At 57.9% G+C, this 23,163-nt stretch carries 26 protein-coding genes; 20 read left to right on the plus strand and 6 right to left on the minus strand.

All coding sequences use genetic code 11. The annotated features are described in order from the left end of the window. Window positions 1-7 precede the first annotated feature (7 nt). Window positions 8-1,042 carry a M23 family metallopeptidase gene (locus D6851_RS13810; protein WP_238474110.1) on the minus strand — a complete coding sequence of 345 codons (1,035 nt, stop codon included), beginning with the start codon at window positions 1,040-1,042 and terminating at the stop codon, window positions 8-10. Window positions 1,043-1,442: 400 nt separating this feature from the next. Between D6851_RS13810 and D6851_RS13815 the strand changes: the two genes are divergently transcribed. The 12 genes from D6851_RS13815 (at window position 1,443) to wecC (ending at window position 12,386) form a co-directional block, all read left to right on the plus strand. Next, window positions 1,443-2,717: a glutamate-5-semialdehyde dehydrogenase gene (locus D6851_RS13815; protein ID WP_120325484.1), complete on the plus strand. Its 1,275-nt coding sequence runs from the start codon at window positions 1,443-1,445 to the stop codon at window positions 2,715-2,717. Between the two features lie 95 nt (window positions 2,718-2,812). Further along, a complete protein-coding gene (locus D6851_RS13820; RefSeq protein WP_120325485.1) occupies window positions 2,813-3,853 on the plus strand; it encodes an aldo/keto reductase in 1,041 nt (346 codons plus the stop codon). Beyond that, a complete protein-coding gene (locus D6851_RS13825; protein ID WP_238474111.1) occupies window positions 3,837-4,550 on the plus strand; it encodes a nicotinate-nucleotide adenylyltransferase in 714 nt (237 codons plus the stop codon). Before D6851_RS13820 ends, D6851_RS13825 begins: the two co-directional genes overlap by 17 nt. Window positions 4,551-4,737: 187 nt before the next feature. Continuing rightward, window positions 4,738-5,103 (plus strand): ribosome silencing factor, encoded by a 366-nt coding sequence (rsfS, locus tag D6851_RS13830; protein WP_120325522.1) that lies wholly within the window; start codon window positions 4,738-4,740, stop codon window positions 5,101-5,103. Window positions 5,104-5,111: 8 nt separating this feature from the next. Beyond that, a complete protein-coding gene (locus D6851_RS13835; protein WP_120325486.1) occupies window positions 5,112-5,534 on the plus strand; it encodes a 23S rRNA (pseudouridine(1915)-N(3))-methyltransferase RlmH in 423 nt (140 codons plus the stop codon). 65 nt (window positions 5,535-5,599) lie between these two features. Then, entirely contained in the window at window positions 5,600-6,775 is a 1,176-nt protein-coding gene (locus D6851_RS13840; protein ID WP_120325523.1) for a murein hydrolase activator EnvC family protein, read from the plus strand. Window positions 6,776-6,850: 75 nt separating this feature from the next. Further along, on the plus strand, window positions 6,851-8,191 hold the full coding sequence (locus D6851_RS13845) for a S41 family peptidase (protein WP_120325487.1): 1,341 nt from the start codon (window positions 6,851-6,853) through the stop codon (window positions 8,189-8,191). Window positions 8,192-8,216: 25 nt separating this feature from the next. Beyond that, a complete protein-coding gene (locus D6851_RS13850) occupies window positions 8,217-8,684 on the plus strand; it encodes a disulfide bond formation protein B (RefSeq protein WP_120325488.1) in 468 nt (155 codons plus the stop codon). Next, window positions 8,681-9,199, plus strand: a complete 519-nt coding sequence (locus D6851_RS13855) for a demethoxyubiquinone hydroxylase family protein (RefSeq protein ID WP_120325489.1) — start codon at window positions 8,681-8,683, stop codon at window positions 9,197-9,199. Before D6851_RS13850 ends, D6851_RS13855 begins: the two co-directional genes overlap by 4 nt. Before the next feature lie 99 nt (window positions 9,200-9,298). Next, window positions 9,299-9,886: a hypothetical protein gene (locus D6851_RS13860; protein ID WP_183030103.1), complete on the plus strand. Its 588-nt coding sequence runs from the start codon at window positions 9,299-9,301 to the stop codon at window positions 9,884-9,886. A 35-nt stretch (window positions 9,887-9,921) separates the two neighbouring features. After that, window positions 9,922-11,052: a non-hydrolyzing UDP-N-acetylglucosamine 2-epimerase gene (wecB, locus tag D6851_RS13865; RefSeq protein WP_120325490.1), complete on the plus strand. Its 1,131-nt coding sequence runs from the start codon at window positions 9,922-9,924 to the stop codon at window positions 11,050-11,052. Window positions 11,053-11,111: 59 nt separating this feature from the next. Then, window positions 11,112-12,386, plus strand: a complete 1,275-nt coding sequence (gene wecC / locus D6851_RS13870) for a UDP-N-acetyl-D-mannosamine dehydrogenase (protein ID WP_120325491.1) — start codon at window positions 11,112-11,114, stop codon at window positions 12,384-12,386. Between the two features lie 58 nt (window positions 12,387-12,444). Here the strand turns inward: wecC and fabI are convergent, their stop codons facing one another. The 3 genes from fabI to D6851_RS13885 form a co-directional block, all read right to left on the minus strand. Further along, window positions 12,445-13,251, minus strand: a complete 807-nt coding sequence (gene fabI, locus D6851_RS13875) for an enoyl-ACP reductase FabI (protein ID WP_120325492.1) — start codon at window positions 13,249-13,251, stop codon at window positions 12,445-12,447. Between the two features lie 30 nt (window positions 13,252-13,281). Next, window positions 13,282-14,298: a YihY/virulence factor BrkB family protein gene (locus tag D6851_RS13880; protein ID WP_120325493.1), complete on the minus strand. Its 1,017-nt coding sequence runs from the start codon at window positions 14,296-14,298 to the stop codon at window positions 13,282-13,284. Window positions 14,299-14,373: 75 nt separating this feature from the next. Continuing rightward, on the minus strand, window positions 14,374-15,339 hold the full coding sequence (locus D6851_RS13885; RefSeq protein ID WP_120325494.1) for a DnaJ C-terminal domain-containing protein: 966 nt from the start codon (window positions 15,337-15,339) through the stop codon (window positions 14,374-14,376). A gap of 127 nt (window positions 15,340-15,466) precedes the next feature. On the opposite strand from D6851_RS13885, the gene pdxH reads away from it, so the two are divergent. From pdxH to D6851_RS13900, 3 genes are read left to right on the plus strand one after another with little or no spacing between them, the layout of a single operon-like run. After that, window positions 15,467-16,069, plus strand: coding sequence for a pyridoxamine 5'-phosphate oxidase (pdxH, locus tag D6851_RS13890; RefSeq protein WP_120325525.1), 603 nt, complete (start codon window positions 15,467-15,469; stop codon window positions 16,067-16,069). Further along, window positions 16,066-17,022 (plus strand): cation diffusion facilitator family transporter, encoded by a 957-nt coding sequence (locus tag D6851_RS13895; RefSeq protein WP_120325495.1) that lies wholly within the window; start codon window positions 16,066-16,068, stop codon window positions 17,020-17,022. Before pdxH ends, D6851_RS13895 begins: the two co-directional genes overlap by 4 nt. Beyond that, the gene (locus D6851_RS13900) at window positions 17,019-17,825 is read left to right on the plus strand and encodes a PhzF family phenazine biosynthesis protein (RefSeq protein WP_120325496.1); all 807 of its coding nucleotides are present in this window, start codon (window positions 17,019-17,021) and stop codon (window positions 17,823-17,825) included. Before D6851_RS13895 ends, D6851_RS13900 begins: the two co-directional genes overlap by 4 nt. On the opposite strand, the gene D6851_RS13905 is transcribed toward D6851_RS13900, so the two are convergent. Beyond that, window positions 17,807-18,958: a serine hydrolase domain-containing protein gene (locus D6851_RS13905; RefSeq protein WP_120325526.1), complete on the minus strand. Its 1,152-nt coding sequence runs from the start codon at window positions 18,956-18,958 to the stop codon at window positions 17,807-17,809. The genes D6851_RS13900 and D6851_RS13905 overlap by 19 nt on opposite strands. 31 nt (window positions 18,959-18,989) lie before the next feature. On the opposite strand from D6851_RS13905, the gene D6851_RS13910 reads away from it, so the two are divergent. Continuing rightward, the gene (locus tag D6851_RS13910; RefSeq protein WP_147395486.1) at window positions 18,990-19,373 is read left to right on the plus strand and encodes a hypothetical protein; all 384 of its coding nucleotides are present in this window, start codon (window positions 18,990-18,992) and stop codon (window positions 19,371-19,373) included. Here D6851_RS13910 and mnmA read toward each other — a convergent pair. Continuing rightward, window positions 19,370-20,533 (minus strand): tRNA 2-thiouridine(34) synthase MnmA, encoded by a 1,164-nt coding sequence (mnmA, locus tag D6851_RS13915; RefSeq protein ID WP_120325527.1) that lies wholly within the window; start codon window positions 20,531-20,533, stop codon window positions 19,370-19,372. The two genes, D6851_RS13910 and mnmA, sit on opposite strands and share 4 nt — an antisense overlap. A 126-nt stretch (window positions 20,534-20,659) precedes the next feature. Here mnmA and D6851_RS13920 point away from each other — a divergent pair, with 126 nt between their 5' ends. The 4 genes from D6851_RS13920 (at window position 20,660) to D6851_RS13935 (ending at window position 23,157) form a co-directional block, all read left to right on the plus strand. Then, a complete protein-coding gene (locus tag D6851_RS13920; protein ID WP_147395487.1) occupies window positions 20,660-20,974 on the plus strand; it encodes a hypothetical protein in 315 nt (104 codons plus the stop codon). Continuing rightward, window positions 20,967-21,266 carry a CtrA inhibitor SciP gene (sciP, locus tag D6851_RS13925; RefSeq protein ID WP_120325499.1) on the plus strand — a complete coding sequence of 100 codons (300 nt, stop codon included), beginning with the start codon at window positions 20,967-20,969 and terminating at the stop codon, window positions 21,264-21,266. The genes D6851_RS13920 and sciP overlap by 8 nt, the downstream gene beginning before the upstream one ends. A gap of 208 nt (window positions 21,267-21,474) precedes the next feature. Continuing rightward, on the plus strand, window positions 21,475-21,741 hold the full coding sequence (locus D6851_RS13930; RefSeq protein ID WP_120325500.1) for a GlsB/YeaQ/YmgE family stress response membrane protein: 267 nt from the start codon (window positions 21,475-21,477) through the stop codon (window positions 21,739-21,741). 237 nt (window positions 21,742-21,978) lie between these two features. After that, entirely contained in the window at window positions 21,979-23,157 is a 1,179-nt protein-coding gene (locus D6851_RS13935) for an efflux RND transporter periplasmic adaptor subunit (protein ID WP_238474112.1), read from the plus strand. The last annotated feature ends 6 nt before the right edge of the window (window positions 23,158-23,163 follow it).

Genomic DNA, 23,163 nt, shown 5'->3' on the forward strand with positions numbered 1-23,163 from the left:
TCGCGAATCAGCTCGCGACAAGGGTGCGAGAGTGCTGGGCTGCGCGGATTTTTTCGAGAACATGTGGAGCGGTCTCCAGAAAAGGGCGCGGATTGACTGCGCGATTATGGATGCGCACTTCAAAATGGAGGTGAGGCCCTGTTGAGCGTCCTGTACTCCCCATTGCGCCGATAATACTGCCTGCTTTGACAGCCTGTCCGCGTTTGGACTTCCAGGCGGACATATGCGCATAGCGGGTGATTATACCGTTGCCGTGATTGATCTCTACGACTTTACCATAGCCAGATCGATAACCGACAAAGCTAACTGTTCCGCTGGCTGCTGCATGTATTGGTGTTCCCCGTTTTCCGCGGAAATCGATGCCTTTATGCATTGCACCGCCGCCCGTAAAAGGATCACTGCGATAGCCGAATCCTGATGAAATCGAGGCGGTGCCGACCGGCATGACCTGTGGAACGCCGGCCAGGGCCTGACTATAGGCTGCAAGCCGGGCGAGGGCGAGGCCGAGCCGTTCGAAACGCGGATCAACCGAACCGTCCCGGCGGGTTGAGAGCTTTTCCAGTGGCCCACCCTGTGCGTTGCGGGCGCTTGCAAGCATCACAGCCGGGCTGAGACCCAGCGCACGAATAGCAGTTTCGGCCTTTCGGTTGCGTTGATTGACCAGACGGGTCAGACGATCAACAAAGGCAAACTGACGCTGATCGAGCCGGGCAAGGCTGGATGCTTCGGGAATGGCGGCACTGATCTTGGCTGCTGTGTCGAGCAGGTGCTGTTCGTTTTTCGGCGTACCGGTTTCCACTGCGGGCTTTGTCTCTGCTGTTTCCTTACCCTGACCATTTGCGTCTTTGCGCAGATCGTCGGGCAGCATATCGACCATTTCTTCGAGAAATGCCTGCCGCCGGGCAAGATCATCGGCCAGCTCGCCAAGGTCATCGCGATAATGGGCTACGCTCTGTTCCGCATTGGCGACTTGTGTTTCACGCTTGGCCAGAGCTGTCCGGTCATGCTGTGAACGATATTGGCTAAAAGCCATGAGGGCCATGGACAGAATCCATGCCATCAAAAGAGCCGCAACGATTCCTGCCGCGGCCATCTGGACACGTGACGTCAACGTAACAAAGCGGACCTGCCCTCGTGAACGCATAAACAACTCACGATCAGGAAAACAGCTCCGCAGGCGATCCCAAAGCCTGCTAGCATTCATAAGCGGTATTCGAACCCCGAATCCCTATTTCCGTCCAAGAAGTCGGGTAACATAGAACGCAGGGATCACCAATTTGCATTTGTTATAATAGGTGAAAAGACCATACAGACGGAATGAATCGCTGCTGAACATACGGGAAATCGCTGAATATCTGGGAACTAAACCGGATTCATCCGAGTCGGTGAGGTGAACCAAGCGATAAAATGACAAGCCGCTTTGCCGGTGTTAGGAAACCGACATGTCTACACAAGCTGAACTTTCCGACGATTGCACCACGCTGGTGCATGATCTGGCCCGTGATGCGCGTTCTGCGCAGCGGGTGCTCGCCCGCATGAGCGATACTGAAAAGGCGGATGCACTGCATGCGGCTGCCGCTTCACTACGCGATGATGCACCGACCATCCTTAAAGAAAACGCCAAAGATATCGCGGCCGGTGAATCCAATGGTCTGAGCAAGGCTATGCTCGACCGGCTGAAACTCGATACGGACAGGCTTAATGGGATAGCCGATGCCGTGGATGCGGTAGCCGATCTGCCCGATCCGGTCGGCCAGGTGATCGATCAGAGCACGGCGCCGACTGGCCTCAAATTGCAGCGTATCCGTATTCCGATCGGCGTGATCGGGATCATTTATGAAAGCCGTCCGAATGTTACGGCCGACGCTGCTTCTCTGTGCGTACGGGCAGGCAATGCCACGATCCTGCGCGGAGGCAGCGAAGCGGTTTACTCCAATCGCGCTATTCATGCGGCGATGGTTAAAGGGCTGGCCACCAAAGGAGTCCCTGAAGCAGCCGTGCAGCTCATGCCGACACAGGACCGTGCCGCTGTTGGGGCCATGCTGCAGGCATCGGGTCTTATCGACATGATCGTGCCGCGTGGCGGTAAGGGACTGGTCGCACGGGTACAGAGCGATGCACGTGTACCGGTTCTGGCCCATCTCGACGGAATCAATCATACCTATATTCACGACAAGGCTAATCCGGAGATGGCTCGTGCTATTGCGCTTAATGCCAAAATGCGCCGGACCGGCATTTGCGGAGCGATGGAAACGCTGCTGATTGATTCAAAATTCCCCAACGCAGCCGATGTGGTGGGCGATCTGATCGATGGTGGATGCGAAGTGCGGGGTGACTCGCGCGCCCGTGCACTCGATAAAAGGATCGGTATGGCTGGCGCGAATGACTGGGACACCGAATATCTTGATGCGGTCGTTTCGCTGAAAATCGTGGATGGTCTCGATGATGCGCTCGACCATATTGCTCGCCATTCTTCAGGCCACACCGATGTCATTATTACCGATGACGATGAAGCGGGTGAGCGGTTCCTTACCGAGGTCGACAGTGCCATCGTGATGCGTAACACGTCATCGCAATTTGCCGATGGCGGTGAATTTGGCCTCGGTGCGGAGATTGGCATTGCGACGGGCCGCATTCATGCGCGTGGACCCGTGGCGCTGGAAGGCCTGACAACCTATAAATGGCAGGTTCGCGGCGAAGGGCAGACTCGTGCCTGATTAGCCATGACAGGCAGACTGACCGCATAATTCATAACGAACGGGCGGGAACGAAGTGTTCCGGCCCGTTTTCGGTTGGAAGCAGGAGATAGCAGATGAAATATAAGCAACTGGGCCGCACCGGCCTGTTCGTATCGGAACTCTGCTTCGGCACCATGACTTTTGGCGGCGAAGGGATGTGGACCAAGATCGGTTCGCTCGATCAGCAAAGCTCTACCGCTCTGGTCAAAACTGCCTTTGATGCCGGCATCAATTTTATCGATACGGCGAATGTCTATTCAGGGGGCTTGTCCGAAAAGATTACGGGGCAGGCTTTGCGCGATCTCGGTCTTGGTCGGCAGGATTATGTTCTTGCCACCAAGGCAATGGGGCCGATGGGCGATGGCGTAAATGATCGGGGAACTTCGCGTTATCACCTGATGGATCAGATCGACGCGAGCCTCACCCGTCTGGGGCTTGACCATATCGATCTTTACCAGATTCACGGCTGGGATCCGGCAACGCCGATGGAAGAAACGCTGCGCGCTCTCGATGATATCGTGCGCTCGGGTAAGGCGCGTTATATCGGCGTGTCTAACTGGGCGGCCTGGCAAATTACGAAGGCTTTGGGTGTGTCGGAACGCCGGAATTGGGAGCGTTTTGCATCTTTGCAGGCTTATTATTCGCTGGCCGGGCGTGATCTTGAGCAGGAAATCGTGCCGATGCTGGAAAGCGAGGGGCTGGGCCTGATGGTATGGAGCCCGCTTGCCGGCGGTTTTCTTTCAGGAAAGTACACACGTAATGGCGAGGCTGAAGGCCGCCGGGCTGAATTTGACTTCCCGCCGATCGACAAGGAAACCGCTTATGATGCGGTGGATGTGATGCGTGCGATTGCTGAGGAAAAGGGGGCCAGCGTGCCGCAGATCGCTCTTGCCTGGCTGCTGGCCAAGCCGGCTGTAACGAGCGTCATCCTCGGGGCCAAACGCCCTGAACAGTTGACCGACAATATCGGTGCTGCCGATATAGAGTTGAGCGATGAGGATATGGCGCGGCTAGATTCTGCCGCTCCGCCTGCCAGTACCTATCCGGGCTGGATGCTTGAGCGCCAGGGGGAATATCGCAAGGGCGGGGTTGCTGGCGGTGATCCCCAGAAGTAAAACGCACCGGCGGGTCTGCAATCGCCGAGGGCTTCTGATCGGCCTTCTGGGCGGCAGCTTCAATCCCGCGCATAATGCACATCGAAGGATCACGCTGAACGCCATGGCGGCACTGGGACTTGATGAAGTCTGGTGGCTGGTTTCACCCGGTAATCCGCTCAAGCCGAAAGCGGGCATGTCGCCGCTCTTCAGCCGGGTCAAAATGGCCAGGCGCTTAGCGCGAAGGGCACCGATACGGGTCAGTGCGATTGAACGGGAACTGGGCTCGCCCTATACGGTCGATACGCTGAAAGCCTTGCGGCACCGCTATCCCGGCCATCGTTTTGTATGGCTTATGGGTGCGGATAATCTTGCCGAGTTTCACCGCTGGCGCGACTGGCGGGGGATCGCTGCAGAAATGCCGATTGCGGTTATCGCCCGTCCGGGTTATGACAGGCATGCCCTCGCGAGCCCCGCGATGGCCTGGTTGCGGCGTTTTCGGTTGCCCGCAGGCAGGTTGAAAAACCGGAATGAATGGAGCGCACCGGCGCTGATAGAATTGCGTTTTGATCCCGATCCGCTTTCGGCAACTGCTATTCGCCGAACCGATCCGGACTGGGCTAGCCGCCTTGTCGGCGCGCCACCCAGAGACGATTTGACGCGCTCGCTCATTCATGAACCCACCACCAAACGGGCCGACAGGACAAAGGGCGCATGATACGGCCTCTGTCACATGAGCCCGTGCCAATGCAGGAGCTTGAAACGCTACGATGAATCAGGTGCAGAACTCGTCCGAACAGACCCCGAATCGGGGGGATGTGTCTGGACAGCCCTATTCTGGCCGGAATCCATCGATACCTTTCATCATGGCCGACACATCAGAAAATCAGACGCCCGCCGGAGAGATGCCCAGAGGAGAACCGGGTAGTATCCATGCTCTTATTCTTGAGAGCCTCGAAGACGATCAGGCACAAGACGTCATCTCGATCGAGCTGGAAGGCAAATCGAGTATCGCTGACCATATGGTGATCGCATCGGGGCGCTCCACTCGCCAGGTAGCTGCTATGGCCACCAAGATGGCCGAGCGTATCAAACAGGCTGGTTACGGCACGCCACGAGTGGAAGGCTTGCCTGCCGCAGACTGGGTGCTGATCGATTCGGGCGATGTTGTCGTCCATCTCTTCCGCCCCGAAGTGCGCAGCTTCTATAATCTCGAACGTATGTGGGGTTTCGGAGACGAAGCACCGCTGAGTAGCAGCGGACAGGCCTGAACGGAGCCATGCTGCTCCATATTATCGCGCGCGGTAAGATCGGGCGTTCGCCCGAAGCTGAACTGGTGAAGCGCTATGAAAAACGTATCGGCTGGCCGACCCGTCTGACCGAGCTTCCTGAAACGGGCGGGAAAATTCCCGATCCGCAAACGCCGTTTCGCACCGTGCTGCTCGATGAGAAGGGGCGGCAGATGGGATCGGAGGAATTTGCCCTTTGTCTGGGGCGCTGGCGCGATGACGGAATTCGTGAAACGCGTTTTGTGATCGGGGCTGCAGATGGCCATTCGGATGAAGAGCGGCAGCAGGCCGATCTGTTATTCGCCTTCGGCGCGGCTACCTGGCCGCATCTGCTCGCCCGCGCAATGCTTATGGAACAGTTGTTCCGTGCAACCAGTATTCTGGCAGGCCACCCCTATCATCGCTCGGGCTAGGAGCGGTTTATATGCGTTCGGCGTGGCTTTTGACCATCTTTTGCGTCCTTTCCGTGCCTGTGAGCATGTGGGCTATAAGTGCCATAGGTCAGAATACTGAATCCCATAATGTTTCCGGGAGCCTGCGCGAAGATCTGCAAAGGGCGCTTGCCGAACAGGACGCGGCGCAGAAGCGCAGCGCGCAATTTGAAGAAAAAGCGCAGAAATCGAAAGCTGAGGCTGATAAAGCCGCCAATCGTATGGCTGCGCTTGCTGCACATATTCAGCAGGCCGAGGCGGGGCGCGCAGCAGCGCAGGCACGCAGTGCGCTGATTGGACGCGAGCGCCGTCGGCTCGATGCCAGACTGGCGGAAAAGCAGCGTCCGATCGTACAATTGACCTCTGCCTTGCAGCAGATAGGCAGACGCCCGGTTGCGCTCAGCGTGTTGCAGCCCGGCTCGGTGAAGGACATGGTTTATTTGCGCGCCATGTTGTCGGCCGCCATGCCGCGAATTCATGACCAGACATCTGATCTGCGCAGTGAAATCGCTCACAGTCGCGCTCTTCGCAGGGAAGCAGAGGATGCCGCCCGCTTGCTGAAAGCACAGGAAGACCGGCTCTTAAAGCGCCGTCAGTCACTTGCTGCGCTCGAACTGCGTCAGCGTGATGCGGCAGAGCAGGCGAAGGGCAGTGCCAGCCGCGAGGCAAACCGGGCACTCGCTCTGGGCGAACGGGCACGAGATCTCGATATGCTGGTCGGTGAGCTGGACCGCGCTGGCGCGTTGCGTCGTCGTCTTGCAGCTTTGCCGGGGCCGGTGCTGCGTCCCGCGCACCCCTCGCAGGCGCGGTCACCTGCACAAACCGCGCCGCCTTTTGAACAGGCCGCACTTTCGGCGCCAAAGCCGTATATGCTGCCTGTCGATGGCCGGCTGGTCAGTGGATTTGGAGCAATGGGTGATGCCGGAAGGGCGCGCAACCTCACTCTTGCGCCGCATGAGGGGGCGCAAATTGTGGCTCCTGCTGCGGGCCGGGTCGGCTTTGCCGGTCCCTATCAAGGTTATGGCCGGATCGTGATTATCGAACATGCGGGCGGATGGACCAGTGTTGTTACGGGCCTTGGCCGTACTGCAGTGCAGGTTGGTGACCGGGTGAGAGCCGGAATGCCGTTGGGAACCGCGCCTTCGGGTCATGACCGGCATATTTCAGTGGAACTGCGGCGGGACGGCGAAGCGGTCAATCCGCTGCGTTTCGTCAGCCGATAAAGCAGCTATGTCTGCATCATCTGGTATTCAGGGCCGAGGCTCTATACATTCGCGCGAAATGAAAGGCCTTTCTCGATGAAATTCGCTCCCGTAATGCGCGCTACCGCCTTGCTGACAGCTGTTGCGATGGTACCCGTAGCCACTGCTGGTCTGGCGCAGGTTGATGGCAAAGTATCGCCTGAATTCAACAAGCTTTTTGCCGTCTATCAGCGGATCAAAAGCAGTTATGTTGAGCCGGTGGATGACGATACACTTATCCGTGGAGCCATCGATGGCATGCTCTCTTCGCTCGATCCGCATTCCTCTTATCTCGACGGGGCGGCGCTTGACCGTCTCGAAACCATGATCGACGGTAATTATCAGGGCCTTGGTATTTCGGTGCAGATGGATGACGGGGCGGTGAAGATCGTCTCACCCTTCAAAGGCAGTCCGGCGGATAAGGCAGGGCTCAAGGCCGGCGATTATATCACTCATATTGACGGCAAACTGATTTACGGTCTCGAACTCGATGAGGCCGTGGAAAAAATGCGCGGAGAAGCGGGAACGTCGATTACATTGTCGATTTTCCGGCCGGGACGCGACGAACCGTTCGATGTAGATGTTACACGCGGGGTGATTGAGCTGGAACCGGTGACTTATGAGCTTCAGGACGGTAAGATCGGTGTGGTCAGTGTCAATGAGTTCAGCCGTGATGTCGGTAAGGATGTCCACGATGCTCTGAATGATCTTCGCCAGCAGGCGGGTGGTTCGCTGGAAGGTCTGGTGCTCGATCTGCGGCGCAATCCGGGTGGTTCGCTTGATGAAGCGGTGGCACTGTCCGATCTGTTTCTCGACGATGGACAGATCGTATCGCAACGCGGCCGCACGAAGCGCGATACGATCTATTACGATGCCGAAACGGTCTATCCCGGCGATGCTGCGGAAGGTCTGCCGATGATTGTGCTGATCGATGCCGGCTCTGCGTCTGCCAGCGAAATCGTTGCCGGGGCGCTGCAGGATCAGCATCGTGCACTGATTATGGGCGAACGCAGTTTCGGCAAGGGCAGCGTTCAGTCGCTCCTGCCGCTGACGCGGGACAGTGCGCTTAAACTGACCACGGCACGTTATTATACACCCTCGGGCCGTTCTGTTCAGGAAGGCGGAATCGATCCCGATATCAAAGTGCCGCAACTCTCCGATCCGGATGCTGCGAAGCGGGCGAAATATTCCTATCGTGAATCCGACTTGCGGCGCCATCTGGTCAATGAGGCGGGGCTGGAAGATAAGGATCTCGAAACCGATTCCAAACCGGATCCACGTTTCACCGCGACGCCTGAAGAATTGAAAGAGCAGGGGATCGACGATTTCCAGCTTCACTATGCGGTGAAAACGCTGGAGCGTACGGGCGGCGGCACCGCTCTTGCCGCCCGTAAATAAATCTGGCTGACGGATATATAGAAACGTGATTCCTTCGGACAAACTGGCCCAGCGGCTGGCCCTCGCTCTTCCGGCGCTTCTGCTCGCCGGAGCCTATATCGGCCAATATGCTTTCGGCCTTTACCCTTGCGAGATGTGCTGGTGGCAGCGTTATCCGCATTTTGCTGCGCTGGTTCTGGCGCTTGTCTCTACTGTCATACCGCCCAAACGGCTCTGGATCGCACTGGCAGCGCTGGCCATTCTGATCTCCGGCCTGATCGGCGGATATCATGCCGGTGTTGAATATGGCTGGTGGGAGGGGTTGACCACCTGCTCGACGGTGCCGTCCGGTGGGGAAGATCCCCTGATGGCGATTCTCAATGCGCCTTTGGTACGCTGCGACGAGGTTCAGTGGAGTCTATTCGGCATTTCGCTGGCCGGCTGGAACTTCCTTATTTCGACAGCCGGCGCCATAGTGATCGGAGTTCTTCTGAGGAGAAAGGCACGCGCATGACATCTGACCGCTCTTCGATGATCCGGGTGGATCAAGCTGGCGAATATGGTGCGACACGGATTTATGCCGGTCAGCTGGCGGTCATGGGGGACCGGGCCGATCATTCGACCGAGATTCGCGGTATGGCTGTGCAGGAAGAACGCCACCGGATCGCTTTCGATGCCTTGATAGCAAAGCGCGGTGTCCGCCCTACAGCTTTGCAACCAGTCTGGTCGGTTGCCGGTTTCGCATTGGGGGCGGCTACGGCCCTGATCGGTCCCAAAGCTGCGATGGCCTGTACGGCAGCGATCGAGGAAGAGATCGATATTCACTATACCCGGCAACTGGAAGAGCTGGAAAAGGACGGTGACGATCCTGAGCTCACCGCGCTGGTCGAGGATTTTCGCGATGAAGAGCGCGAACATCGTGATGCGGCACTGGCTGCCGGGGCGGAAGATGCACCGGCCTATCCTTTGCTCCATGGAGCGATTCGTCTGGGATGCCGGATGGCAATCCGGCTTTCGGAAAAAATCTGAAGCGTGAAACGGACAATCGGTTTATCGGTTTCAGAGAATATTCACGGCCGTTGCCGAAAAATATATGTTGATGGGGATGATCCCCGTGGAAGGAACGTCATGAAACGCCAGATTGCTTCGTTTGTCGCCTCCGCGCTGACGCTTGCAGGCCTCGCTTGCCTGTCCACGCCAGCGGCTGCCCAGGATAAGGGCGGAGATAAAGTCAATCAGGTGATTGTCTATGGTGATGATCCGTGCCCCGAATCGAGTGACGGAACCATCACTGTCTGTGCGCGGCTGGATGAGAGCGAACGCTATCGCATACCTGAAGGTCTGCGGCATAGTGATGACCCGGCCAATCAAAGCTGGACGGACCGTGTCCGCTCCTATGAAACGGTAGGTGATTTCGGGGCCCTGTCCTGCACGCCTGTCGGAGCGGGCGGCGATCTTGGCTGCACGCAGAAACTGATAGATGCCGCTTATGCTGAAAAGCGCACCGGCTCCTCGGTTCGTTTCAAACAATTGATCGAGGAAGAACGGGCGAAACGTCTTTCCAAGATCGATGAGGAAGCGGCTGAAACGCAATCGCGCGTCGAAGAAATCGAGAAGGAATATCTCGAACGGCAGCGGCGCGCTCAGGAAGAGCAGACCCCGGACGAAAAGGATGCGTCCGAAGCGCCTTTGCCCAAGCCTGATGATAATCAGTAAAGCCGGTTTAACCAGACTCTTGTAGGGTTTTTGCTATGAATAGCCCTCAAGTGATTCTCTCGGTCTTCGGCACCCGGCCGGAAGCGATCAAAATGTTTCCGGTAATCCGCGGATTGGCGGCCGATCCCCGGCTGGAATCGCGCGTGTGCGTCAGTGGACAGCATCGCGCTATTCTGGATCAGGTGCTGGAGATTTCCGGCATAAAACCTGATCACGATCTGGCCGTCATGCAGCCCGATCAGACGCTGGATGCGCTGACTGTCAATCTGCTGACTGGTCTTGGTCAGGTTATGGATGAGGAAAAACCGGACTGGGTTCTGGTTCAGGGGGATACTGCCACAGCCATGTGCGGAGCACTGGCGGCTTATTATCGTAAGATTCCGGTGGCCCATCTCGAGGCGGGGCTGCGATCGGGCAATATCCATCACCCCTGGCCTGAAGAGGTCAATCGTAAGATTATCGGTACGATTGCCGCGCTGCATTTTGCGCCGACTGAAACCGCACAGCAGGCATTGCTGCGCGAAAATGTGAACCCATCGACCGTCCATGTTACCGGCAATAGCGTGATCGATGCGCTGCACTGGATCACTGGAACGATCAAGCAACGACCCGAACTCGTGGCGGGTCTGGCCGATGTCGAAAAGCGTTTTGCGGGCAAGCGGATTATCGGCGTAACCAGCCACAGACGGGAGAATTTCGGCGGCGGGCTGGAAGCGATTGCCGAAGCTATACGTCGTCTGGCTGAGCGCAATGACGTCGCGATGATTTTCCCGGTCCATCCCAACCCCAATGTTCGCAAGGTGATGGAAACGGTGCTGGGCGATTGCGCCAATGTGGCTTTGATAGAACCGCTAGATTATCCGCATTTTGCCCGGCTGCTCGATATTTCGACACTGATTCTGACCGATAGCGGCGGCGTGCAGGAGGAAGCGCCTGCTCTCGGTAAACCTGTGCTTGTAATGCGTGAAACCACTGAGAGGCCCGAAGGGGTAGAGGCGGGAACCGCTAAACTTGTCGGAACCGATACGGATCGGATTGTCTATGAAACTGAACGTCTGCTCGATGATGAGGGTGCCTATGCCGCGATGGCGCGTGCGCATAACCCCTTCGGTGACGGCCAGACCGCACAGCGCATTGTCGATCTTTTCGCGCAAACGGACTGCTGATTACCCTTATTTTACGCTCCTGCGCCTAAGCGTCGGGAAACGGTATGGAAAGGCGACAGATGCGGGGCACAGAACAACCCAGAGTGAGTGTAATCGGTCTTGGATATATTGGTCTGCCCACGGCGGCAATTATCGCACGGGCAGGTATGCCGGTGACGGGAACCGATGTTTCGCAAAATGTCGTCGATACAATCAATCGCGGTGAAATCCATATTGAGGAAGTCGATCTCGACGGTCTCGTGCAGGGTGTTGTCCAGCGCGGATTGCTGAAAGCATCTCTGGATATCGCGCCGGCGGATGTCTTCGTCATTGCCGTTCCGACCCCTTTTCTGAAGGATGGTCAGCACACGCCGGACGATTCATATGTTCTCGAAGCGGCGCGGCATGTTTCGAAAGTGCTCAAACCTGGAGACACCGTCATTCTGGAGTCCACCTCTCCAGTGGGCACGACCGAGAAGATGCGCGATCTGATAGCTGAAATGCGGACCGATCTCGCTATGCCGGGCCTCACCAGCGGAACACCCGATATTTCGATCGCTTATTGTCCGGAACGTGTGCTGCCCGGCCGGATTTTGGAAGAGCTGACCAATAATGACCGTTCGATCGGAGGCATTACGCCGCGCTGCGCGCGCAAGGCGCTGGCTTTCTACAAGCGGTTTGTACGCGGAACTTGCGTCACGACCGATTCACGTTCAGCCGAAATGACCAAGCTGGTCGAAAATGCCTATCGCGATGTGAATATCGCTTTCGCCAATGAGCTGTCCATGGTCGCCGATGCGATGGATATGGATGTGTGGGAAGTAATCCGTCTGGCAAATCGCCATCCGCGGGTAAATATCCTTCAGCCTGGGCCAGGTGTCGGAGGGCATTGTATCGCCGTGGACCCCTGGTTCATCGTGCATGGCGCACCCGAACAGGCGCAGATGATCCGGACGGCAAGACAGGTAAACGATGCCAAGATTCATCATGTCATCGCTGAAGCGTCGGAGCTGGTCGAGGCTAATCCCGATGTGAGCGTTGCCTGTCTGGGGCTGGCTTTCAAAGCCAATATCGATGATTTCCGCGAAAGTCCCGCCCGGCTGGTGGCTGCGTCCCTCGCGCGCCGGTTCGGGGACCAGATTCATGTCGTCGAACCCTATGCTGCCGAATTGCCGCTTGAATTCGAAGGCACAGGAGCGAGCGGTATCGATATCGACACGGCGCTGGAAGATTGCGGCATTCTGATCGTGCTGGTGGATCACGATGTGTTCAAGTCCGTGCCGCTGGCCGAACGGGCCGACAAGATCGTCTATGATACGCGTGGCATCTGGCCGGATCAGCCCAAAGGCCGCTAAGCGGTTCTGAAAGGCCGCCCCGGCAAAGAAGCGGTAGCGGCCTTCAGACAGATTGCGCTCAGGCGAGCGAGATATCCGGCGCGTCTTCCTGTTTCATGCCGACCAGATGATACCCGGCATCGACATGATGCACCTCCCCGGTCACACCCGATGCCAGATCGGACAGGAGATAAAGCCCCGCGCCGCCGACATCCTCGATGGTCACATTGCGGCGCAGCGGTGAATTCAGCTCATTCCATTTGAGGATATAACGGAAATCGCCGATCCCGCTGGCGGCCAGTGTCTTGATCGGGCCGGCGGAAATCGCATTCACCCGAATATTCTGCGGGCCGAGATCGTTGGCGAGATATTGCACGCTGGTTTCCAGCGCGGCTTTGGCCACACCCATCACATTATAATGCGGCACAACCTTTTCCGCCCCGTAATAGGTAAGAGTCAGTACTGAGCCACCCGCTTCAGGCATCATCTCGATGGCTCGCCTGGTGACGGCCACAAGGCTGTATGCCGAAATGTTCATCGTCATGAGGAAATTGTCGAGGCTGGTATCGACATATTTCCCGCGCAATTCGTTCTTGTCGGAAAAACCGATGGCGTGAACGATGAAATCGAGATTGTCCCACTGACTTTTCAATTCATCGAAAGCCGCGTCGAGTTTGACCATATCGGACACATCGCATTCGATCAGAATGTCCGATCCCAGGCTCTCTGCCAGCGGTCTGACCCGCTTCAGCAATGCGTCGCCCTGATAGGTGAAAGCCAGCTCCGCGCCCTGTTCGCGCAGCTTCTGTGCGATACCCCAGGCCAGCGATTTATCGTTCGCCAGCCCCATTATCAGGCCCCGCTTGCCCTCCATAAGACCGCTCATCAACGTGTTCCTCCGTATACTCTTCAATTCTTAAGCTTTTGTGCGGGCCCGGTTATCCGCCTGACCGATCCAGTCGGTTTCTTCGGGGGTTTCTGCCAAAGCCGCATTCAGCTCCGCACCCATTACCATCCCTAAGCCGACGAGCCAGAAAAAGAAAAGCGCGATCATCATTCCGGCAAGCGATCCATAGGTCAGATCGTAGCTGAACATGCTGCGCAGAAGCGGCGGCAAGGCCAGCGTCACCAGCATCCACCACAAGGTGACCAGCAAAGCCCCCGGCCATTTGGGATAACGTTTGTGGCGATAGGCGGCCGGCGTAAGCGTGTAGAACAGCAGATAGATCGATCCGAACAGCCCGAAAGCGGGAATAATGCGGGAAAAAGAAAGCCTTCCCAGCCAGGCGCTGAACTGTGGAAAAAAGGCTTCGATCACTTCCTGTGCGGCGCCGATCAGCACTTGCAGCACCAGCGATGTCATCAGCAACACGACCGCACCGATAATGATCCCGGTCGACAGCAGGCGGTATTTCCAGAAAGCGGCTGTTGCCTTTGTGCCATAGGCACGGCGCAAAAGGTCCCGGATGGTTTCGATAAGACTGCCAACCGTCCACAGGCCGAACAGGCCGCCAGCCCAGAGCAGCCATCCGCTGCGATTTTCGACCACGCTCCGGGCTACCGGTTCGATCACATTGCCGACAACCGGGGGCAAGGCATAGAGCACAGCATTGATGGAGGCCATGCGTTCGCTGTCCTCGCCGATCAGAGCGAAGAGAGCTGCGCCAGTAATGAAAAAGGGAAAGATCGCCAGCATGGCCATATAGGCCAGATTGCCGGCATGGATAAAACCGTCATTATAAGTGCCCATGAAGACACGCTTCATGACTTCGAAAGCGCGCGTTCCCGGCCCCATATGGCGATGCACGCTGCTGCGAATATCGTGCCTTTGATGCAGGGCTGCGCGGCGCCGGGCCTCAGGCGAATAGTCACGAACGGGCGGTCCGCCTTCGGGCAGACCATTCTTATCTGTCGGGATGTCCGATCGTGCCATCCGGTCTTTCGTTTCTGCCGCTATAGAATTGACCCCGCAGTCGTTTCAGCGGGGCCAAAAAGGGGGACACAAACGTCAAACGCCCAGATCGGCCCGCGGGTTTCCGGAATCTTTCCAGTCGCCAAGTCTGTTGGACAATGCAGCCATATCTTTGGGCAGATGAATTTCCAGCCGGACAAGCTGGTCTCCGCGTCCGCCGCCCTTCTTCGAGAAGCCCTTGCCGCGCAGGCGCAAAATTTTGCCGGAATCCGAACCTGCTCCCACGGTCAGCATCACTGCGCCATCTACTGTGGGCACTTTGACCTTTGCGCCGTTTACCGCTTCGTCCAGGGTAATGGGCAAGTCGAGCCGGACATTGTCGCCTTCGCGTTCGAAAAAGCTGTGCGGCTGAATATCGATCGTGACCAGAGCATCGCCGGCACCGCCAGGCCCTTGTTCGCCCTTGCCGGACAGACGCATCTGCGTCCCGTCCTCAACGCCGGCCGGCAGCTTGAGATCGATAGTTTTGCCATCGCTCAGCGTGATGCGCTGGGGGGAAAGCGTCGCTGCATCTATAAACGGGACTTTCAGGCGATACTGGACATTGGCACCTTTCGGGGGAGGGCGGTGAAAGCCACGCGATCCGCCTCCGCCCATTCCGCTACCCATGCCGCCCCTGGCCCGGCCGCCGCCGAACAGGCCTTCGAAAATATCACCGAGATCTTCGGCCGCAAAGCTGTTCTCATGGCCGCCAAAGCCCTGAGAGCTCGCGCGCGACCCGCCCCGAAAGCCGCCCGCATGTCCGCCACCACCCCCCATGCCGAAAGGCATTGTCGGGTTTCCCTCCGCATCGATCTCGCCCCGGTCGAACCGCGCGCGCTTTTCCTTATCGGATAACAGGTCATAGGCCTGCGTCACCTGAGAGAAACGCTCTGCAGCCTTGGGATTATCCTTATTGCGGTCGGGATGGAGTTCCTTGGCCAGCTTGCGATAAGCGGATTTGATGTCTTTTTCGTTCGCTGACCGCGAAACGCCAAGGGTTGTATAGGGATCTGCTGCCATGGTGTATTAGCTAAGTAATGCAATGTAACTGTGCAAGCTCAAGACTTCCTTCTTTTGCGCGCACGGGATAGGTGCTTGAGCATTACTGACCCTTGCGGTCAATCCTTTGCCAGGCGGAGCGCAGATGATGAACCCCGAACAGGATGCTATTCCCGACAGCGATCCTTTTGATCTTTTCGAAAACTGGTTTGCCGAAGCGCAGGCCAGCGAGCCGAATGATCCCAACGCGATGGCGCTTGCCACCTCTACGCCCGACGGGGCGCCATCGGTACGTATGGTGCTGCTGAAAGGCCATGATCGCGACGGCTTTGTCTTCTATACCAATGCGCAAAGCCGCAAAGGGGAGGAGATTCTTGCCAATCCTCAGGCTGCGCTGCTGTTTCACTGGAAATCGCTTCGCCGTCAGATTCGGATCGAAGGACCACTGGAGGAAGTCAGTGCCGGGATGGCGGACGATTATTTTCACAGCCGCCCTTATGTCTCGCAGATCGGTTCGGCGGCGTCCGATCAGTCGCGTCCGCTCGATCATCGGCAAACCTATCTCGACCGGGTGGAGGTGCTCGACAAACAACATGCCGGGCAGAACATTCCGCGCCCTGCGCACTGGACAGGTTTTCTTCTTACCCCTTCGGCCATGGAATTCTGGACCGACCGTCCCAACCGGTTGCATGAACGTCGCCGTTTTACGCGTGTCGACGGTGGCTGGACCAGCACCTTACTTTATCCGTGAAAAGTGAAGCGGAAATCAGGGCGCGGCTGACCACCAGCGCCGCATCGGCCTCGATCGCCGTGGCGGTGTTGCTGGTCATCCTGAAAGGGTGGGCCGCGTGGCGGACCGATTCCACGGCCATGCTCGGCAGTCTGGCTGACAGTTCGCTGGATCTCATTGCCAGTCTGGCCACGCTCGCCGGTGTGTGGGTGGCAGCTCAGCCAGCCGATAAAGATCATCGCTTCGGCCATGGTAAGGCCGAAGCAATTGCCGCAATGTTCCAGATTGTCCTGATATCGATATCGGCTTTCGGTCTGGCGATTCGCGCGGTCGAACAATTGCTTGGCGGTGGCCGGACGCAGGCAGCGGCGGAAGGCGTGGTGGTTTCGCTGATCGCTATAACAGCCACGCTGGCTTTACTGGCATGGCAAAGGCATGTCCTGCGGCAGACGCAGTCGGTCGCGATTCAGGCCGATCATTTGCATTATCAGTCCGATTTGTTGCTCAATAGCGGGGTAATCGCGGCACTTTTGCTCGACCAGTATATGCATTTCGGTTTGGCCGATCCGCTATTCGGGCTTGCCATTGCGGCTTGGCTCGGCTGGGGCGCTTATCATGCCTCTGCCGATGCTATTAACAATCTGATGGATCGCGAATGGCCTGAGGAAAAACGGCAGGAATTTTTGCGCGTTCTGGCACGCCATCCAGAATTACGCGGCGTGCATGATTTGCGCACACGAACCAGCGGTGTGCGTGATTTCGTCCAGTTTCACGCTGCTGTTGACGGACGGATGAGTGTGGCCGAAGCGCATCGCATTATGGACGAGCTGGAAGCGCGAATCGAAAAGGCTTTCCCCGGTGTCGAGGTATTGATTCATCCCGATCCGGAGGGGTGGCTGGAGGGTGAGGGGCTGCAGGCCGAGGAATTGCTGCCCGAGCAACGGGCAGCCGAAAATACAGGAAAGACCTTATGACACCGATCCCCTATTGGCATGTCGATGCCTTCGCAAATCGCCTTTTTGCCGGCAATCAGGCGGCTGTAATGATATTGGATGCCTGGCTGCCCGATACGGTTTTACAGGCTATCGCTGCCGAGAACAATTTCGCCGAGACAGCCTTTCTTGTGAAGGATGCCAGTGGCGAGACGGATTGGGAGCTACGCTGGTTCACGCCAGAATTCGAAATCCGCCTTTGCGGCCATGCCACGCTGGCTTCGGGCCATATCCTGTGTGCGCTCGATCCCGAAAAGGAAGAATTGCGGTTCCGTACCCGGAAAGCCGGTATTCTGACGTTTCGGCGTGGGGAAGCGGGGCTGTATGAAATCGGTTTGCCGGTGATTGCTACGCAGCCGGACGAATGGGCCGAAGCAGCCGGATTGCTGGGAGGGGCAGTACAGGGCGTATGGTCAAATCCGGATCTCTACACAATTTTCCTGTTTGGTTCGGAAGCTGAGATCCGGGCTCTGCGCCCCGATTTCCAGAAGCTGGCCCGGCTCGGTGCTCATCAGTTCATCTGTACCGCTCCAGGGGAGGCGTATGACGTAGTCAGTCGGGTCTTCGTACCCGGCGGGGGCATCGATGAAGACAGCGTAACCGGCTCGGCCCATGCCGCCCTGACACCGTTCTGGGCGCACCGTCTGGGGCGGGATTCCTTCACGGCGCATCAGGCTTCGGCAAGAGGGGGCGACCTCACTTGCCGGCTGGATGGTGACACGGTCTGGCTGGGTGGGCCTTGCGTGACGGTGGTGGACGGCCGCTTTTACATCCCCGAAGAATAGAGATGTACGATGTCGCCCAAAGCGGCGACAAGGGCCGGACGCTGGTTCTGAGGTGTGTTGCCGAGGCGGACAATGGTTAGCTTGTCGCCCGGTGACACGATCACATACTGACCCAGATGCCCGATAGCGGCGAAGGCATCGGCAGGGCCCTGTTCGGCAAATAATTCGTTACGGCCGCTTTCGGTGGGGCGGTTAAGCCAGATCAGCGCGCCGTAATCCGCCGCTCGCGGGCTGGGGCGGCGCATGAAATCGATCCAGCCGCGCGGCACGATCTGCACGCCTTTGACTGAGCCGCCATGGCGCAGAAATTCGCCGAACCGACCCCAGTCGCGTGCGGTTGCCCACAACATCGATCCACCTATCATCGTGCCCGAGGCATCATATTCGGCAGTGAGCGAATCCATACCCACCGGCTCGGCCAGGCGCGCCTTCAGAAAGCGCGCTACCGCCTGCTGCCGTTCATCGGCGGTGCCTTTCGGCGCAAGGATGCGGGCAATCGTATCCGAAAGAATCACCGTGCCGGGGGTCGAATATTCGAACATCTGGCCCGGTTCATATTCCAGCGGCTGTGCTTCTGCCCATTCGGCCATGTCGTCACGCCCGTCCAGCAGCAGCATCCTCACCGTGTCTGAGCGATAGAGCGGCTCAGCCACTTCCTGATGACGCAGGCCTGAGCGCATCTGGAGCAATTGGCGCACGGTGATTTCTCCGCGCGGATCGCCGGGGCGTTGCCAATGCGCGATGGGGGGCGAATCATCGAGGGTAAGCCGGCCTTCGGCAATCATCATACCGATCATCACGCCGACCACGCTTTTCGACATCGACCAGCCGAGGAAACGGCTATTGTCGTCGTAACCTTTGGCATAGCGCTCGGCGACGATTTCGCCTTCATGATAGACGATCAGAGCCTGCGTCTGACCCAGATCCTCACGCGTGAACAGCGCGTCGGTGGCGCGGGCCAGAGATTTGCGATTTACGCCGGGATGATCGGCTATCGTTGCCATCACTTCGGGCGGAATCGGCGGAGGGGCGGAATTTTTCTCTGACGAGCAGGCCGCCAGCGTCAGGAAAATTGCCCCCAGGGCTGGCAGGCGAAGTGAGCGGGGTTTAAGGCTGGGTTTCAGATGCGTCATCAGGCGCCCCTCATCCTTCATGCGGACACAGATGGCAATTTCGAAACGTTCACGATCTTCAGATGGCACACAGCGTGGCCGTTCGGCGCACAGACCACAAGGCGTGCCGGTGTTTCGGATCGTTCTGGTCGTGCTGATCGCTCTGGGGGCACTGGTTTTCGCCTATCGTACGCCGATGCGTGACTATGCGCTGGCGGGTACGTCCTATTCCGCCCGCATGATATGTTCCTGCCGCTTTCTGGCCGGGCGCAGCGAAGGGCAGTGCGAATCGCAATTCGATGAAGGCAGCGACTGGGTTTTCATCAGTGCGGATGAACAGCGGCGCAGCGTAACGGCTTATATTCCTCTGCTGGCCAGCCAGACCGCGGATTATCGCGACGGGTATGGCTGTGTACTGGAAGCCTGGGAGGACTAAGCGGGGAGAGGGACCCTCTCGGTTTCCTCGATCCATCCGCCGCCGATCACCCGGTCTCCGCAATAGATGACGGCAGCCTGACCGGGCGCAACGCCGAATTCAGGACTGGCGAAATGGAGTGAGATCGCCTCGCCATTGCCGAAGGGGCCGTCTACTTCCACCGGTACCGGCTTGGCAAGCGAACGGACTTTGGCGGTGAGCGGGGCATCGGGCATCAGGCCGATACGATTGGTTGCGCTGATCCTGGCACCTTCCACGGCCAGCATCCGCTTGGGGCCAACCAGTACCTGCGCCTTTTCTGCATTGAGGGCGACCACGTAAAGCGGTTCGGGCTGGCCACCAATATCGAGACCGCGACGCTGACCCACCGTATAGTGGATCACACCGGGATGGCGACCGAATTCCTGACCGGTTTCAGCATGGATGATCGCCCCTTCGCGGCCGCCCTCGGGACGGACCGAGCGCACGATCTTGGCATAATTGCCATCGGGCACGAAGCAGATGTCCTGACTGTCGGGTTTGTCCGCCACGCGCAGGCCGAAAGTTTCGGCAATCTTGCGGACATCCTGCTTGGGAAGACCGCCCAGCGGAAAGCGGATGAATTCGAGCTGTTCCTCGGTCGTGCCGTAAAGAAAATAGGACTGGTCGCGAGCGGGATCGAGCGCGCGATGCAGCTCTACGCCAGCCGGTCCTTCCACGCGGCGCACATAATGGCCGGTGGCCAGACAATCGGCCCCCAGTTCCTTCGCCATGCGCAGCAGATCGGTGAATTTCGGTCCCATATTGCAGCGGATGCAGGGAATCGGCGTGCGACCGGCTAGATAATCGTCGGCGAAACGCTCGACAACTTCTTCGCGAAACGCGCTTTCATGATCGAAAACGTAATGGGCGATGCCCAGTCGGTCGGCGACCGCGCGCGCATCGCGAATATCGTCTCCGGCGCAGCAGGCCCCCTTGCGGCCAGTGGCGGCGCCATAGTCATAAAGCTGAAGCGTGATGCCGATCACTTCCGCCCCGCTCGCCGCGGCAAGCGCCGCCACCACGGAAGAATCGACTCCGCCCGACATAGCGACAACGATCCGGCATTCCTCTGCCGGACGCGGAAGGTCGAACAGGGAAGCGGGTGCAAAAGGCAGGTCTGTCAACGGAGAAGCGGTCATGGCGGGCCCATACACCGCAATGGCGAGTCCCGCAAATATGCCAAATATATCAGTATGGCGCTTCTATGGATTCATGGCGCAGGGCCTTTACCGCTTGTTGACGCTTGCCGGCTTAAGCTCGCCAACATGTTGGAAAGAAAATGTTTCAGGCCGGATGAAGAGGCCCTGGCAGGGGAAGAAGGCGATCCTTTGCGCCCGCTCTCATGGCATTTCCTGCTTGAACGCTTCGCCCGTGCCCGTGCTCTCCGGCACTGGTATCTCGCAGAAGAGGAAAATGAAAATTTTTGTCCTTTATCGCCGAAAAACAACAGCCTGCCTCAAGAACAAGAAAGTAAATTCGCCATTAACTCTGATGCTTTAGGTAATGGCAAATCGAACAGAGGAGTTTCGGCGGCGCATTTGAAGAGAAACAGTCCGACCACCGAGGAAAAGCATGATTGAAAACCAGAAAATCCGTCCGGCACAGGTGATCGGTCCTCTCGGTGAACCGTTAACGCTGGAGGATTTACCGGCTCCTGACACGAAACGCTGGGTCGTGCGGCGCAAGGCTGAAGTCGTCGCGGCGGTTAATGGCGGTTTGCTGACGATCGACGAAGTTCTGGAGCGTTACGGCCTGACCCTTGAGGAATTTGCGAGCTGGCAGCGGGCGGTCGACCGTTCGGGCATGCAGGGGCTGCGGGTGACGCGTCTCCAGCATTATCGCGATCTTTATGAGCGGCAGCTCAAATATTGATCGATCCGCCTTGCAGACATAATTGAAAAGAGCCGGTTAAACCGGCTCTTTTCATATGCAGGAAAGGTCGCAGTAGCCTTCTGTCTGAAATCTATGGGTAAAATCGCTTAAGGAAAAGGGAAATAGGGAACGCTTCTGTCGACCGGCGATTAAGGAAAAGAGGCGCACATATTGTGGTGCCGCCGAAATAAAACAGGAGGAAGCGGAGATGGGTTGGATTATTGCCCTTATCGTTGGTGGTGTGGCCGGCTGGCTTGCAAGTATGGTGATGAACCGGGATGCCTCCATGGGGATCTTCTGGAATATTGTCGTAGGATGTGTCGGATCGCTGATCGGTAATGCGCTCGCCGGGCCTTTGCTGGGTGTGCAGGGAACCGTTCAGGCCTTTTCTCTTACCGGTCTTATTATTGCTTTTATCGGTGCCGTGGTTCTGCTGGGCATCGTCAATCTTATTCAGCGTGGCCGCGTAAGATAATATACTGAGTCTACAGCAGGTCTTATATTCGGGGCGTGATCCGCTATGAAGGGCGGGTCACGCCTTTTTGCGTGAATAAGTGACATTCGTCGGGGCGCGAATGTCACTTGTAGAGCGATGGATTGCTGTCATTCTTCAGGCAGACTATCGATATCTGCGCTGTCCGGTCCTTGGCTGGACAATGTTATCAGGGTTGCAATGAACCGGGCAGGGGCTGGATACCGCATGGAAAGTGAAATGACTGAGGGGCCGGATGAGCAGCCAGTCACCGACGATACAGTGACGGAGAACCAGCAGGACGGCGCACGCTTCTCCCGGAAACAGAAGATACTGGCCCTGATTGCCGGCGTGATTGTCCTTTGTCTCGCCTATTTCATGCTGGCGGGCGGTGAAGAGGAACGTCCTTTCGCATCCGATGACGGTCAGGCGCCGACTGTGACGGTGATTACGCCGGGCACAGCTTCGATTGATGACGAGATTACCGCAACCGGCACACTGGCCGCGCGTCGGGAAATGCCGGTTGGCGTGGTGGGTGAAGGTGGCCGGGTCGTTTCGGTTCAGGTCGAGCCGGGAGACTGGGTGTCTGCCGGACAGACGCTCGCCGTGATCGATCGCAATGTCCAGAATCAGCAGGCGCAAAGCGCCGCGGCGCAGATCGATGTCGCCAAGGCTGATGCCGAACTGGCCCAGTCCAATCTCGATCGTGCGCTCAAACTGGTGGAGCGCGGTTTTATCAGTCAGGCCGATATCGACCGGCTGACCGCTACCCGGGATTCCGCCATTGCGCAGGTCAAGGTTGCGCAGGCGCAATATCGCGAATTGCTGGCGCGCAATGCACGGCTCAATATTACGGCCCCGGCTGCCGGACTCGTGCTGACGCGCGATGTCGAACCGGGGCAGGTGGTCGGTTCGGGCTCGGGCGTGCTGTTCAGCATTGCGCGTGGCGGACAGATGGAATTGCTGGCGCAACTGGGTGAAACGGCCCTGGCTTCGGTGAAAGCGGGGGTGACCGCGCAGGTAACACCGGTGGGCACGGATAAAACATTCGAAGGGCAGGTCTGGCAGGTTTCGCCGATCATCGACGAAGCCAATCGTCAGGGAATTGCCCGGATCGCGCTTGATTACGCGCCTGAACTGCGCCCCGGCGGTTTTGCCACAGCGCGGATCGCCGCCGGTTCGGTCGTCGCGCCGATGCTGCCGGAAAGCGCGATTCTTTCGGACGATAAGGGCAGCTATGTCTATGTCATCGGCAAGGATAACAAGACCGTTCGCCGCTCTGTGACAACCGGCATCGTCACCGATAAAGGCATTGCCGTTACATCGGGGATTAAAGGGTCCGAAAAGATTGTGCTGCGCGCGGGAGCCTTCCTGACCGAAGGGGAAACCGTCCAGCCCGTCGCGCCGGGCAAGGAGTGAGCAGAG

The sequence above is a fragment of the Altericroceibacterium spongiae genome (genome assembly GCF_003610805.1).
GTDB lineage: Bacteria > Pseudomonadota > Alphaproteobacteria > Sphingomonadales > Sphingomonadaceae > Altericroceibacterium > Altericroceibacterium spongiae.

What these genes read in the sequence shown, in the direction of transcription:
- D6851_RS13810 (WP_238474110.1), bottom strand. Translation starts at nt 1,042, where the DNA reads ATGGCCCTCATGGCTTTTAGCCAATATCGTTCACAGCATGACCGGACA.
- D6851_RS13815 (WP_120325484.1), top strand. Translation starts at nt 1,443, where the DNA reads ATGTCTACACAAGCTGAACTTTCCGACGATTGCACCACGCTGGTGCAT.
- D6851_RS13820 (WP_120325485.1), top strand. Translation starts at nt 2,813, where the DNA reads ATGAAATATAAGCAACTGGGCCGCACCGGCCTGTTCGTATCGGAACTC.
- rsfS (WP_120325522.1), top strand. Translation starts at nt 4,738, where the DNA reads ATGCCCAGAGGAGAACCGGGTAGTATCCATGCTCTTATTCTTGAGAGC.
- D6851_RS13835 (WP_120325486.1), top strand. Translation starts at nt 5,112, where the DNA reads ATGCTGCTCCATATTATCGCGCGCGGTAAGATCGGGCGTTCGCCCGAA.
- D6851_RS13840 (WP_120325523.1), top strand. Translation starts at nt 5,600, where the DNA reads ATGTGGGCTATAAGTGCCATAGGTCAGAATACTGAATCCCATAATGTT.
- D6851_RS13845 (WP_120325487.1), top strand. Translation starts at nt 6,851, where the DNA reads ATGAAATTCGCTCCCGTAATGCGCGCTACCGCCTTGCTGACAGCTGTT.
- D6851_RS13855 (WP_120325489.1), top strand. Translation starts at nt 8,681, where the DNA reads ATGACATCTGACCGCTCTTCGATGATCCGGGTGGATCAAGCTGGCGAA.
- D6851_RS13860 (WP_183030103.1), top strand. Translation starts at nt 9,299, where the DNA reads ATGAAACGCCAGATTGCTTCGTTTGTCGCCTCCGCGCTGACGCTTGCA.
- wecB (WP_120325490.1), top strand. Translation starts at nt 9,922, where the DNA reads ATGAATAGCCCTCAAGTGATTCTCTCGGTCTTCGGCACCCGGCCGGAA.
- wecC (WP_120325491.1), top strand. Translation starts at nt 11,112, where the DNA reads ATGCGGGGCACAGAACAACCCAGAGTGAGTGTAATCGGTCTTGGATAT.
- fabI (WP_120325492.1), bottom strand. Translation starts at nt 13,251, where the DNA reads ATGAGCGGTCTTATGGAGGGCAAGCGGGGCCTGATAATGGGGCTGGCG.
- D6851_RS13880 (WP_120325493.1), bottom strand. Translation starts at nt 14,298, where the DNA reads ATGGCACGATCGGACATCCCGACAGATAAGAATGGTCTGCCCGAAGGC.
- D6851_RS13885 (WP_120325494.1), bottom strand. Translation starts at nt 15,339, where the DNA reads ATGGCAGCAGATCCCTATACAACCCTTGGCGTTTCGCGGTCAGCGAAC.
- pdxH (WP_120325525.1), top strand. Translation starts at nt 15,467, where the DNA reads ATGAACCCCGAACAGGATGCTATTCCCGACAGCGATCCTTTTGATCTT.
- D6851_RS13900 (WP_120325496.1), top strand. Translation starts at nt 17,019, where the DNA reads ATGACACCGATCCCCTATTGGCATGTCGATGCCTTCGCAAATCGCCTT.
- D6851_RS13905 (WP_120325526.1), bottom strand. Translation starts at nt 18,958, where the DNA reads ATGACGCATCTGAAACCCAGCCTTAAACCCCGCTCACTTCGCCTGCCA.
- D6851_RS13910 (WP_147395486.1), top strand. Translation starts at nt 18,990, where the DNA reads ATGGCAATTTCGAAACGTTCACGATCTTCAGATGGCACACAGCGTGGC.
- mnmA (WP_120325527.1), bottom strand. Translation starts at nt 20,533, where the DNA reads ATGACCGCTTCTCCGTTGACAGACCTGCCTTTTGCACCCGCTTCCCTG.
- D6851_RS13920 (WP_147395487.1), top strand. Translation starts at nt 20,660, where the DNA reads ATGTTGGAAAGAAAATGTTTCAGGCCGGATGAAGAGGCCCTGGCAGGG.
- sciP (WP_120325499.1), top strand. Translation starts at nt 20,967, where the DNA reads ATGATTGAAAACCAGAAAATCCGTCCGGCACAGGTGATCGGTCCTCTC.
- D6851_RS13930 (WP_120325500.1), top strand. Translation starts at nt 21,475, where the DNA reads ATGGGTTGGATTATTGCCCTTATCGTTGGTGGTGTGGCCGGCTGGCTT.
- D6851_RS13935 (WP_238474112.1), top strand. Translation starts at nt 21,979, where the DNA reads ATGACTGAGGGGCCGGATGAGCAGCCAGTCACCGACGATACAGTGACG.